The following is an 11959-nucleotide window of genomic DNA, read 5'->3' on the forward strand; positions in this document are numbered from 1 at the left end:
GAACTCACCGACACCCCTGCAAGGAAGTGCCACGTGGCAGGCAAGAAGCAGTTCGACATGGACACGGCGCTCGACGCCGCGATGATCCAGTTCTGGCGCGTCGGCTACGCCGACACCTCAATCGGCGACCTGTCCCGGGCAACCGGCCTGAACCGCAGCTCGATCTACTCCTCACTCGGCGACAAGGACGCCCTCTTCCTGCGCTGCCTGGATCGCTACGCCGCGCGCTACGGGGGCAAGTACGACGCCGCCCTGTCGTGTGCTGCCTCCGAGCCCGTCGCGGCTGTCCGAGCGTTCTTCGACGTCACCCTTGAGCGCATCGCCGATCCCGAAGTGCCCGACGGCTGCCTGATCGCGCAGTCGGCCATGGCGATCCCGGTGCTGAGCCCCGCCGTCGCGGCGCACGCCAGGCAGGCGCTCGGCTTCCAGCGCCTGCGCCTGCGCACCGCGCTGAAGGCCGGCGGGCTGACCGATCAGGACGCCGAGGTCTTCGCTGAACACGTGGCGGCCGTGAACCAGTCCCTCGCCGTCATGAGCAGAGCCGGGGCGAGCCCGGCACAGCTCCAGGCCGTGGTGGACGTGACGGTCGGCGCGCTCTCGCAGGCGTCCGCCCCTAGAGAAACCCACCCCTAGAGAAAGCTGACGTTCTGGGCCAGGGCCAGGCGGCCCGAGTAGTTGATGGTGTTGGTGGCCGGGCGCATGTACGCGCGCCAGGCGTCGGAGCCGGACTCGCGACCTCCGCCCGTCTCCTTCTCGCCGCCGAACGCGCCCCCGATCTCGGCGCCGGACGTGCCGATGTTGACGTTGGCGATGCCGCAGTCGGAGCCCTCGGATGACAGGAACAGCTCGGCCTCCTGCTGATCGCGGGTGAAGATGCTGGAGGAAAGGCCCTGCGGGACGTCGTTGTGCAGCGTGATGGCCTCCTCCAAGCTGTCGTACGTGAGCACGTACAGGATCGGGGCGAACGTCTCCTGCCGTACGACGTCGGTCTGTTCGTCGACGCGAACGATGACGGGTTCGGCATACGCGGCCCGTGGCGCCGCCTCCGCCAGGCGCCTGTTGCCGCCCGCGAGGATCTTGCCGCCCTGTGCCTGTACGCGGGCGAGGGCGTCCTGCATGCCGTCGAGGGCGGCAGGGGAGATGAGCGGTCCGACGAGGGTGTTCTCGTCGAACGGGTCACCGAGGGGAAGCTTGGTGTACGCGGCCGTCAGGCGCGCGACGAGCGTGTCGGCGATGTCACGGTGGACGATGAGACGGCGCAGCGTGGTGCACCGCTGGCCGGCGGTGCCCGCCGCCGCGAAGACGATGCCCTGCACCGCGAGGTCGAGGTCGGCCGAAGGCGCCACGACAGCGGCGTTGTTGCCGCCGAGTTCGAGCAGGCTGCGCCCGAAGCGGGCCGCCACGCGCGGACCGACCTCACGGCCCATGCGGGTGGATCCGGTGGCGCTGACGAGCGCGACGCGCGGATCGTCGACCAGCCGCTCACCCACCACCCGGCCGCCGAGCAGGAGACGGTGTACGTCGACGGGGGCTCCGGTCTCCTCGGCGGCGCGGGCAAGCAGCCGGTCGCAGGCGAGCGAGATCAGCGGGGTCAGCTCGGACGGCTTCCAGACGACCGTGTCGCCGCAGGCCAGCGCCACCGCGGTGTTCCACGACCACACCGCCGCAGGGAAGTTGAACGCGGAGATCACCCCGACCACGCCCAGTGGGTGCCAGGTCTCGGCGAGACGGTGACCGGGGCGCTCGGAGGCTATGGTGCGCCCGTAGAGCTGGCGGGAGAGGCCGACCGCGAAGTCACAGATGTCGATCATTTCCTGGACCTCGCCGAGCGCCTCGGAGCGGATCTTGCCCGCCTCGATCGTGATCAGATCCGCCAGGTCGCTCTTGTGGTCACGCAGCAACTCGCCCAGACGGCGCACGAGTTCACCCCGGCGTGGGGCAGGCGTGGTGCGCCAGGTGAGGAATGCCTCGCGGGCGGCGGCGACGGCACTCTCGGAGTCGGTGGCGCTCGCAGCGGCCAGGCCGAAGAGGTCCTCGCCCGTGATGGGCGTACGCGCCTGGAAGTCGCCGCCCTCCGGGACGGCCACACCGACGCGCCGCAGGCTCGAGAGGGCACGGGTACGCAGGTCGTCGGTGGCGGGCAGGGGGGTCGGGCCGGTCATGGTGCTCCCTGGGTGAGGTGGTCAGTGGTGGGCGGGGTCGATGTCGACACCCAGGTCGCGGCCGACCTGGGCGATCGAGAGATGCCGCTGGTGCTCGTACAGGGGGAACGGGTCGAGGACCTCACGGCCGACGGCGCCGGAGAGCCAGTCACTGTCGTACGCGGCGCCTTCCTGGTCGGAGTTCCGCGATCCCTGGCCACTGAGATTGGACTGGAAGATGCCGGCGGCGGAGCGCGGCAGGAAGTCCTCGTAGACGACGGGTTCGGCCCGCACCCAGCCCTGGCCCTCCAACTCGGCGATGGTGGACGGGGGTTGCATACCGTCGCGGGGGCGGTCAGGCGCCGTGCGGTAGGTGAAGTAGGCCAGCCCCTGTGCGTCGAGCTCGTGCTCGGTGGCGGGCACGTGTGCGGCCCACAGGGTGCGGGCCACCTCGGTGCGGTCGACCGCGGGGTGCCGGGCTGCCGCGGAGCGCCGGGCGGTCTCGTCGTCGACGAGGCTGAGCAGGCGGTCGTAGAGCGCGCGGCCCGCCGGGGTGAGGGCGATACCGCGCGCCTCGACCTCGCCGAACCGCACCCGCAACGCACCGCGGGTCACGCTGCCGTCGGCGAGGCGCAGGGCGCGCGGTTCGGCGAGGGCACGGAAGGACGTCTGCCGCAGCAGCAGGTCGGGGCCCTTCCAGGCGGGCGGGCCCTGGATGGTGTCGATCATCTCGATGCCGCGCTCGGTCATGCGCCGGTACAGCTCGTCGATGTCCAGGACGCGCGGGGTGAGGTGGTTGATGTGGGTGGACCGGACGCCCCCGATGTCCGCGGCGACCGCCGAGACCCTCTCCAGCTCCCCGTACCAGGCCTTGTCGATCGGCTCAGGCGACAACTCGAAGGATTTAACCGCGAGTTGCAGGAAGCGCTCGGCGTCCGGCTCGGGAAGTTCGCACTCGGCCTCGGCCCGGTCGGCCAGGGTGAGCAGCTCCGGCGGGAACAGCTCTCGCCCGGCGAGGAACGTCTCCAGGCGGGCGCGCAGGTCGGCGTCGAAGAAGCGCGGGTCCGCGGGCGTGAGCAGCGAGGTGAAGACCCGGAAGGGGTTGAGCGCCAGCTCCTGCGCGTCCACCGGCCGGAATGCCGTCGAGACGACGGGCACCGCGCTCGCTGCCGCTTCGCGTAGGTCGTAGAACCCGACCGGACGCATACCGAGAGCGCCGAAGACCCGGGCGACGTCACGCAGTTCGGTGGGAGTGCCGACCCGGATGGCGCCGTGTCGCTCGGCGGTGACCCGGCTGATGGAACCGAGTCGTTCGGCGTCGGTGCCCCGCGCGCGCAGGGCGTCCTCGTTCACCTCGCGCGTGACGTCCACGAGGGTGTCGTAGGCCGGGACTTCCCGTCCGTACATCTCCGAGAGCCGTGTGGCGAAAGCGGCTCGCAGCCGCCACTGACTGATCATGCAGGGTCTGCCTTCCTGCGGTCGGGAGGTGGGCGAGGGGTCATACGATGTGGGCCTCGGGGCGGCTCGCTGCCCCGGACCGGAAGCGGTCGGCGCTCATCGGCGTGATGTCGACGCATGGTTCGCGTCCCAGATGGAGATCGCGTACGACCTCGCCGACCGCCGGGGCCTGGAGGAATCCATGCCCCGAGAACCCGGTGGCGTAAAGGAAGTTGGAGAGCTCGGCGGCGCGGCCGATCAAGGCGTTGTGGTCGGGCGTGACCTCGTACAGGCCCGCCCAGCCGTCGGCGATCGGCATCGAGGCGAGGGCCGGGGCGCGCCGGCGTACGACGTCCTGGAAAAGCTCGAGCCACTCCGGGGACCAGGTGGTGTCGAAGCCGTCGGGCTGCCGGGGGTCCGCGAGGCCGAACAGCAGCCCGTCGTCACTGTTGTGGAAGTACGCCGACGAGGTGAAGTCGATGGTGAAAGGGATCCGCGGCGCGGCCGGCGAAAGCCGCTCGGTGAAGGCGAGTTGGCGGCGCACGGGCCGGACGGGGAGGTCGACGCCGGCCATGACGCCGATCCGCGCCGACCAGGCGCCCGCCGCACAGATCACGGTGGAGCAGGTGACAGTGCCGCTGTCGGTGTGGACGGCGCTGACACGGTCACCGGAGATGTCCATGCCGGTGACGCGGGTGTGCGTGGCGAAACGGACGCCCGCCCCGGCTGCCGCGTCGGCGTAGCCGTGTACGACCAGGCCGGGACGGGCGTGTCCGTCGGTGGGGGAGTGGACGGCGGCCACGAGGCCCTCGGTGCTCAGATACGGGCAAAGACGCCGGGCCTCGGCGGCGTCGATCAACCGGCTCGGCACGCCCAGGCTGTTCTGGAGCCGCACGCTTTCGGTGAACTCCGCGGCCTGGCCCTCGCCGGTGATCAGGAAGAGATAGCCCACGGTGTCCAGGCGTATGTCCGCACCGGGCCGGTGCGGGAAGTCCTGGAAGGCGCGGAGACTGCGCAGGCCGAGCTCGATGTTGAGCGGGTCGGAGAAGTGCGCGCGCACGCCGCCGATCGGTTTGCCGGAACTGCCGCAGGCGAGCTCGCCGCGTTCGACGACGACGATGTCACGCACCCCGGCCTCGGCCAGGTGGAAGGCGATGGAGGCGCCCATCACGCCCCCGCCGACGATCACTACATCGGCGCTCGGCGGCAGGACGCGGAAGGCGGCGGGGCTGGACGGACGCGGTGGCGAGGGCAAGAGGCCGATCCTTTCCGGGGGCCGACACCCGGTTCAACCAGGCCTGGGAAAGCCATAGTTCGTGGGCACGGCATGGCCGTCAGAAACGTGGTCGGAAGCTCGCGGGGCGCTGATCAGCTGGGCTTCCCGCCATCGTGACGCAACCCGACCGTTGACGTCCATGAACAGTTCCTGCTCCTGATCATTGACGATCTCTATACGGTCGCCCGATGATGGCGGCCTCATGGATTGGACGAGCTCCCAGTTGCGGTCCCTGGTCGAGCTGGCCCGGCGCGGCACGATCACCGCCGTCGCCCAGGCCCTCGGCTACACGCCGGGCGGCGTCTCGCAACAGATCGCCGCCCTTGAGAAGGCCGCGGGCACACCGCTGCTGCGCCGGGTGGGCCGCAGGGTGGAACTCACCGACTCCGGGGCCACCCTGGCCCGGCACGCCGAGCGGATCCTGGCCACCGAGGCCGAAGCAGTCGAGGAGCTGGAGCGCGGTCGCGGCGAGGTCCGCGGCACCCTGCTCGTCGGTCTTTTCGCCACGGCCGCCGCCGAGATCCTGCCGCCGGCCCTGCGCCGCATCCACACCGCCCACCCCGAACTCACCGTGCACAGCCGCGACATGGACGTGGACGAGGTGTACGACGCGGTCGCCTCCGGGGGCGTCGACCTCGCGCTCGGACTCGACTACCCGGACGTGCCCATCCCGCGCGACTCCGCGCTGCGCGTGACCCGGCTGCACCGCGAGCGCTTCGCCCTGGCGGTGCCCAGCGGCTGGATGAAGGGCCGCGACCGCGCCGCCCTGGCCGACACCAGGGACCTGGCGTGGATCTTGCCGACCGCCGACAGCTACTACGGCCGAGCCGTACGCACCGCGTGCCGCCGGGCGGGCATCGAGCCGGACGTGCGGCACGAAGTCACCGACACCGCGGCCACCCTGGCCCTCGTCGAGGCGGGTATCGGCGTGAGCACGGTGACCGAGCTGATGCTCGGCCTCCGTGCCTCACGCTTCGACGTGCTGCGTCTTCGCGAGCGGATCGAGCGGCACGTCGTCGTGGTGTGCCGCGCCTCCGCCGAAAGGCGCCCGGCGGTGGCGGCTCTGGTCGATGTGCTGGGCGAGGTGACCGAGCGGCTCCCTCACCCCTGACGCAAGGTCAGAACAAGGTCACGCGGCAGACCGTGGGTGTCATGGAGGTAGTGCAGGTCCTCCTCGCCGAGCGGGCCCTGGAACCGGGGTCGAGCGAGCACCTGCCGACCCCGCTCCAACAGCTGCCGAAAGCGCCGCTCCTCCTCGACCAGCACCCGGCGTACGACCTCGGCGTCCATGTCCACATCCTGACGGAAGTGTTCGAGGGTGTGTCGCGTCAACTCGCTGGGGAGATCCACCAGTTGCCGCGAGGAGTCGTCTCGCCACAGCACGGTGAGGACGCGCCGTACGAGTCGGCGCAGCACATAGCCGCGGCCGGTGTTGGCGGGGCGTACCCCGTCGCCGATCACCACCATGGCCGAGCGGAGGTGGTCGCAGACGAGCCGCAGTGTCGGCTCGTCCAGTGGCCACAGGCCCGGTACGAGGCGACGCCAGGGGTCGAAGATGTCGCACTCGAACACCGACGTCCGCCCCTGCAGCAGCGAGGCCAGCCGCTCAAGACCGAGCCCGGTGTCGATGTTGCGCTGGGGCAGCGGTACGAGCGTCCCGTCGGCGAGACGCCGGTGGCGCATCATCACGTGGTTCCAGATCTCCACCCAGCGGTCGTCACCTGTCGGGGTGGACTCGGGCGGGGTGTCGCCGGTCCACAGAAAGATCTCCGAGTCGGGTCCGCAGGGCCCGGTGGGCCCGTTGGACCACCAGTTGTCCTCGACGGTCAGCTCCACCGGAACCCCGCGGTCCTGCCACAGTTCGAGGGAGGCGGTGTCGGGCCCGACCTGGTCGTCGCCGCCGAAAACGGTGGCGTGCAGCAGCCGCGGGTCGATGCCGAACCCGCCGGTGAGCAGGTCGTAACCCCAGGTGAGGCTCTGCTGCCCCTCATAGTCGCCGAGTGACCAGGTGCCGAGCATCTCGAAGACGGTCAGATGCGTGGAGTCCCCGACCTCGTCCAGGTCCGTGGTGCGCAGACAGCGCTGCACATTGACGAGACGTCTGCCGAGCGGGTGGGGCCGCCCCTCCAAGTAGGGAGTGAGCGGATGCATGCCGGAGGTGGTGAACAGCACGGGGTCGCCGGGCGGGGGCAGCAGCGTCGACCCGGTGATCCGGTGGTGGCCGCGCTCCTCGTAGTACTCGACGAATGTGCGGACGACGTCTTCAGTACTCAACTCGGTGTGCGTGGTGTGGGTGGTGTTCATGGGGTGGCTCCTTCGCGATCACAGCGGGGAGGCACCGGACGACAGGTCCGCACAGGGGAGCCGGGCGGGAAGGCCACAGAGACCACGAAACACCGGCGGACCGTGTCCGGTCGCCGGTGGAAAAAGGGGAGGTGCGTCAGGCGGCGGCAACCGGCGAGCTGGGCGCTCGCGCGGTCGCGGTGCTGTACAGGCCGGTGACGTTCATAGAGCCGACGATAACGCGCGCAGATCTTGACCGCACGCGATTTACCGCTCTAGCTCTGCAAGGCGGAGCGCATGTAGCGGCAGTGGGCGAGGGAGCGGCGACGCATCCAGACGATCCAGCCGCAGAACCCGATCACGCCGCCCGCGAACACCAGCGGAAAGACGAATGAACCGGTGGCCGCTCCGACGACGAACATGCTGACCGCGATCAAGGCCATGACGCCCAGCAAATAGGGCAGCCACGTGCGTCCGCGTTCCATCTGCCCCAGGTTCTCGGCCACGAGCCGCCGCATCGTCGCCCGCTCCTCGGGCTCCCTCGGCACCTCGCGATGCCGGAGCTTGCGGTTGAGCTCGGCGAGCCTGCGCGCATCGGTGCCCACGGCGCGGCTGGCCCTGCGACGTTGCACCGCCACGAACACCGTGGCGATCGCCGCGTACAGCGTGCCCTGCACCAGCCACACGGCCGGATGCTCGTCCCGGCGGAACCCCGCGGTGACTCCCACGCCCAGCAGGAAGATCAGGATCGTCTGTGCGGCCAGACTGCGGTCGAGCCAGAGCTTGAAGGCGCGCATCGGGACGTACCTCCTTCGGATCAGACGTATTCGACTGATTCATGCAATCGACTGATTCATCGAAATCGACGGAAATCGCTGTCGCTTCGGATTTCGAGTACCCGGCCAAGACCGTTTCATGGACGCCTTGTTGCTGCCGCGCGGGGGACCAGCCTCAGATGCAGGAGCGTACGTTCGTACCTTCCGGAGTGTACGATCGTACGCATGCCGACGGACCACTTTGCTGACGACCCGCGCACCAATCTGGAGCGCATGCTCGCGGGCGACCTCTACATCGCCGACGACCCGGAGATCGCACGCAGGCAACAGCGCGCCATGCGGCTCGCCGCCCGCTACCAGTCGGTGTTCCTGGAGGAATCGGGCGAAGCCCAGGAGGTGCTCGCCGGACTGCTCGGCTCGGTGGGCGAGGGCGTAGAGGTGCGCCCGCCGCTGTACGTCGACTACGGCAGCAACATCACCATCGGGGCCCGCACGTTCGTCAACTACCACCTGACCGCGCTGGACGTCGCCCGCATCACCATCGGCGAGGACTGCCAGTTCGGCCCCAACGTCCAACTCCTCACCCCCACCCACCCGGTGGAGCCGCAGCTCCGCCGCGACAAGCTGGAGGCCGCGCTCCCGATCACCATCGGGGACAACGTCTGGCTCGGCGGCGGTGTCATCGTCTGTCCCGGCGTGACGATCGGGAACAACAGCGTCGTCGGTGCCGGTGCGGTGGTCACGAAGGACGTACCCGCCGACGTGGTCGCCGTGGGAAACCCCGCCCGGCCGGTCCGCAGCCTTTAGGGCCCCGTCACCATGGCCACCGGACACGCGGACCCTCAGCGGCGCGAGCGCATCCTCGCCGCCACCCTCGACCACATCGCCGACGAAGGTGTCGCCGGCGTCTCCCACCGCAAGGTCGCCGCACGTGCCACCGTGCCGCTCGGCTCCATGACGTACCACTTCACCGGCATCGATCACCTGCTCCGTGAGGCCTTCACGCTCTTCGCCGACCACATCGTGGCGGTCTTCGAGGAGCACTTGGAGCACGCCGACGACCCGGACCAGGCCCGGGAGGCGGTCACCGACCTCATCCACGCCCTGTCGGAAGGGCCCCGGCGCGACCTGATCCTCTCGCAGGAGCTCTACACCCTCGCCGCTCGTCGCCCGGAGTACCGGGAGCTGACCCACGCGTGGATGGGCCGCAGTCGGCGCCTCCTGGAGCGGCACTTCGATCCGGACACTGCCCGTCAGCTCGACGCGCTCATCGAGGGGCTCACCCTGCACCGGGCGCTGGACGGCGCACCGCAGGGGCGCGAGCTGACGCGCCAGGCGGTCGGGCGCATCACCGCCGCCACCGCCACGGCTTGACGGCGGCCATCGAGCGGCTGAGCGCCGGGAAATGCTTGCCGAAACAGCAAGTGTGCTTGCCGTTCTGCTCACGTCGGCGCACGGTGTCGGCATGACTGAGATGAGCGAGCGAGACGTAGCAGCGGTACAAGCAGCAGAAGCTGAAGCAGGCGTAGAGGTGGACGTGCTGGTGGTCGGGGGAGGGGCGGCCGGTCTGTCGGCGGCGCTGACTCTGGCCCGCGCCAGGCGTTCCGTGCTGGTGGTGGACTCCGGCGAGCCGCGCAACGCTCCCGCCGACGGCGTGCACGGATTCCTCTCCCGCGAGGGCCTCGCACCGGGCGAACTCCTGCGGTTCGGCCGGGACGAGGTCGTCGGCTACGGCGGGCGAATCGCTTCGGACCTGGTGACGGGTGCCCGGCGGGTCGGCGAGCGCTTCGTCGTGGAGACCGCGGGCGGGCGGAGCCACGTGGCACGGCGTCTGCTGGTGACCACGGGGCTCGTCGATGAACTCCCCGATGTCCCCGGCGTACGCGAGCGGTGGGGCCGCGACGTCCTGCACTGTCCCTACTGCCATGGCTGGGAGGTGCGCGACGAACCGATCGGCGTCCTGGCGACCGGCCCGAAGGCGACGCACCAGGCGCTGTTGTTCCGCCAGTGGTCGGCGGACGTGACCCTGTTTCTGCACGACGCGGGCGAGTTGACCGACGAGCAGTGGGAACAGCTGGCCGCCCGGGGTATCGCCGTGGTCGACGGCGAGGTGGTCGGACTAGACGTCGAGGACGACCGGCTCTCCGGCGTACGGCTGGCCTCGGGCCGGCGTGTCCCGGTGCGGGCTCTCGCCGTGGCACCCCGGTTCGAGGCGCGCGGTGCGGCGCTCGCGGGACTTGGCCTCAAGAGCGTCAACCACCCCATGGGTGTCGGGAGTTACGTCGAGTCGGACGCGACCGGTTTCACCGGCGTGGCGGGAGTATGGGTCGCGGGCAATGTCACCGACCTCACGGCCGGAGTCATGGTGTCCGCAGCCTCCGGCATGACGGCCGCGACAGCGATCAACTCCGACCTCGTGACCGCCGACACCGCGGCGGCGGTGGCCGATCGGCGTGCTCTGGAGGTCTTCGGACCGGCGTCCGAGGCCGCCAACTGCCGACGGGTCATGGGGGAGCGGCGGCACGGGCTCGAGTCCCTTCCGACCCTCGGCGGGGCGCGCGGTGGTGAGATCCGGGAGGGCTGAGAGGCCGCGAGAGGAGGGGCCGAGACCACCCTTGCGATGTCCCTGATCAGCGAACCGCAGCGACGCCGTTTCCACGCGATCGTGGTGGCGGGCGTGGGAGTGGCCTGCCTCAGCGGCGGCGGGGCTCGTCCGACGCGATGATGAGAGCAGGACCACCGAGGAGGAGAACGTCATGCCGAAGGTGCGCGTACACAACATCACCGTTTCGCTGGACGGCTTCGCTGCCGGACCCCACCAGCGCCTCGACGAACCCTTCGGGGACAACATCGAGGGGCTGCACGACTGGATGATCGCCGCGATGCGCGACCGCGCCGAGGGCAGGACGGGGATCGACGTCGACTGCATCGAGCGCAGCGAGGAGAACATCGGCGCCACCATCATGGGCCGCAACATGTTCGGGCCGCACCGCGGACCGTGGCAGGACGAGTCCTGGAAGGGCTGGTGGGGCGAGAATCCGCCCTACCACCACGACGTGTTCGTGCACACCCACCACGTACGGCCCTCGATCCCCATGGAGGGCGGAACCACCTTCCACTTCACCGACGAACCCGTCGAGACGGTCCTCGCGCGCGCCTTCGAGGCGGCCGGAGGCCGGGATGTACGTATCGGAGGAGGTTCGGCCACCGTGCAGCAGTATCTGCGCGCGCGGCTGATCGACGAACTGCACCTGGTCGTCGTCCCGCTCCTCGTCGGCAGGGGCGAGCGGCTGCTCGACAACGTGGCCGAGGGGATCGACGGCTATCAGGTGACCGAGCTGGTGAGTTCCGAGGCGGCGACCCACGCCTATCTCACCCGCCGCTGACCCGCCCGCAACGCAGGGGGAGGCGCGGGCAGTTGTGGCGCTGTGACCGGTTCTGCCGGTTTCTGTTACGCCCCTTCCGGGTGATCGCAATGTCGGGTGCATACGTTTATGTTCGTCATTGCGCGACTCGTCACGCGGCGAGGCACGCGCACCGACCAACACCCAAGGGGATCACTGCCGTCATGCGAAACAACCGTCGTAGCCTGCTGCGCACCACCGCCGTCTCCGCCCTCGTCGGATCGGTCCTGTTGATTCCCGCCACCACCGCGCTCGCCGCCGGGTCGGGCCCCGAGCCTCGGCCCGCGCAGGCCGCGGCCGAGCCCGTGGCGGCCACGCTCACGGCGAAGGCGTCCGTCTCCCAGGTCCGGGCGTGGCAGGAGCTCCGCCTCACGGGCAAGGCCACCGGGCTGAAGGCCGGCAGCAAGGTGACCCTGCAGCAGAAGCAGGGCGACACCTGGAAGGCCCTGCCCGCCACCACGGTCACCAGCACGTCCGGGAGCTACGGCCTGCGCGTCAAGCTCGGCATCAAGGGCAAGAACGAACTGCGCGTGGCCAGCGGCACCACCGTCTCGCCGATCGTCATGGTGACCGTGAGCTGACGTCCACGGATCCACCGGCTTGCCTGGCCTGCCTGACCGGTTTGCCCGGCCTGACCCCGCT

The 11959-nt window shown here is 70.2% G+C and carries 13 protein-coding genes; 8 read left to right on the top strand and 5 right to left on the bottom strand.

The features are described from left to right. Positions 1-33 precede the first annotated feature (33 nt). A complete protein-coding gene (locus tag ACIBCK_RS10200) occupies positions 34-633 on the top strand; it encodes a TetR/AcrR family transcriptional regulator (protein ID WP_399388588.1) in 600 nt (199 codons plus the stop codon). Here ACIBCK_RS10200 and ACIBCK_RS10205 read toward each other — a convergent pair. The 3 genes from ACIBCK_RS10205 to ACIBCK_RS10215 are packed head-to-tail and all read right to left on the bottom strand — an operon-like array spanning position 630 to position 4833. Further along, entirely contained in the window at positions 630-2162 is a 1533-nt protein-coding gene (locus ACIBCK_RS10205) for an aldehyde dehydrogenase family protein (RefSeq protein WP_399388590.1), read from the bottom strand. The two genes, ACIBCK_RS10200 and ACIBCK_RS10205, sit on opposite strands and share 4 nt — an antisense overlap. Positions 2163-2183: 21 nt before the next feature. Continuing rightward, complete coding sequence (locus ACIBCK_RS10210) at positions 2184-3599, bottom strand: 2-oxoadipate dioxygenase/decarboxylase family protein (protein WP_399388591.1); 1416 nt, start codon at positions 3597-3599, stop codon at positions 2184-2186. Positions 3600-3639: 40 nt separating this feature from the next. Further along, complete coding sequence (locus tag ACIBCK_RS10215) at positions 3640-4833, bottom strand: NAD(P)/FAD-dependent oxidoreductase (RefSeq protein WP_399388594.1); 1194 nt, start codon at positions 4831-4833, stop codon at positions 3640-3642. Between the two features lie 223 nt (positions 4834-5056). On the opposite strand from ACIBCK_RS10215, the gene ACIBCK_RS10220 reads away from it, so the two are divergent. Next, a complete protein-coding gene (locus ACIBCK_RS10220; RefSeq protein ID WP_399388597.1) occupies positions 5057-5965 on the top strand; it encodes a LysR family transcriptional regulator in 909 nt (302 codons plus the stop codon). Here ACIBCK_RS10220 and ACIBCK_RS10225 read toward each other — a convergent pair. Both ACIBCK_RS10225 and ACIBCK_RS10230 read right to left on the bottom strand, forming a co-directional pair. Further along, positions 5956-7158 (bottom strand): alanine--tRNA ligase-related protein, encoded by a 1203-nt coding sequence (locus tag ACIBCK_RS10225; RefSeq protein ID WP_399388599.1) that lies wholly within the window; start codon positions 7156-7158, stop codon positions 5956-5958. The two genes, ACIBCK_RS10220 and ACIBCK_RS10225, sit on opposite strands and share 10 nt — an antisense overlap. 254 nt (positions 7159-7412) lie before the next feature. After that, positions 7413-7934, bottom strand: a complete 522-nt coding sequence (locus ACIBCK_RS10230) for a hypothetical protein (protein ID WP_399388602.1) — start codon at positions 7932-7934, stop codon at positions 7413-7415. 204 nt (positions 7935-8138) lie between these two features. On the opposite strand from ACIBCK_RS10230, the gene ACIBCK_RS10235 reads away from it, so the two are divergent. The 6 genes from ACIBCK_RS10235 to ACIBCK_RS10260 all read left to right on the top strand — a co-directional run bounded on the left by ACIBCK_RS10235 (position 8139) and on the right by ACIBCK_RS10260 (position 11898). Then, the gene (locus ACIBCK_RS10235; RefSeq protein ID WP_399388605.1) at positions 8139-8720 is read left to right on the top strand and encodes a sugar O-acetyltransferase; all 582 of its coding nucleotides are present in this window, start codon (positions 8139-8141) and stop codon (positions 8718-8720) included. 12 nt (positions 8721-8732) lie between these two features. Further along, positions 8733-9287 (top strand): TetR/AcrR family transcriptional regulator, encoded by a 555-nt coding sequence (locus ACIBCK_RS10240; RefSeq protein ID WP_399388608.1) that lies wholly within the window; start codon positions 8733-8735, stop codon positions 9285-9287. A gap of 100 nt (positions 9288-9387) precedes the next feature. Then, on the top strand, positions 9388-10497 hold the full coding sequence (locus tag ACIBCK_RS10245) for an NAD(P)/FAD-dependent oxidoreductase (protein ID WP_399388914.1): 1110 nt from the start codon (positions 9388-9390) through the stop codon (positions 10495-10497). 36 nt (positions 10498-10533) lie between these two features. After that, positions 10534-10638 (top strand): DUF6010 family protein, encoded by a 105-nt coding sequence (locus tag ACIBCK_RS10250; protein ID WP_399388610.1) that lies wholly within the window; start codon positions 10534-10536, stop codon positions 10636-10638. 31 nt (positions 10639-10669) lie between these two features. Further along, positions 10670-11299 carry a dihydrofolate reductase family protein gene (locus ACIBCK_RS10255; RefSeq protein WP_399388613.1) on the top strand — a complete coding sequence of 210 codons (630 nt, stop codon included), beginning with the start codon at positions 10670-10672 and terminating at the stop codon, positions 11297-11299. A gap of 182 nt (positions 11300-11481) precedes the next feature. Further along, positions 11482-11898, top strand: a complete 417-nt coding sequence (locus ACIBCK_RS10260) for a hypothetical protein (protein ID WP_399388616.1) — start codon at positions 11482-11484, stop codon at positions 11896-11898. Positions 11899-11959: the final 61 nt, after the last annotated feature.

It is taken from the genome of Streptomyces sp. NPDC051218 (assembly GCF_044455475.1).
Classification (GTDB): Bacteria; Actinomycetota; Actinomycetes; order Streptomycetales; family Streptomycetaceae; genus Streptomyces.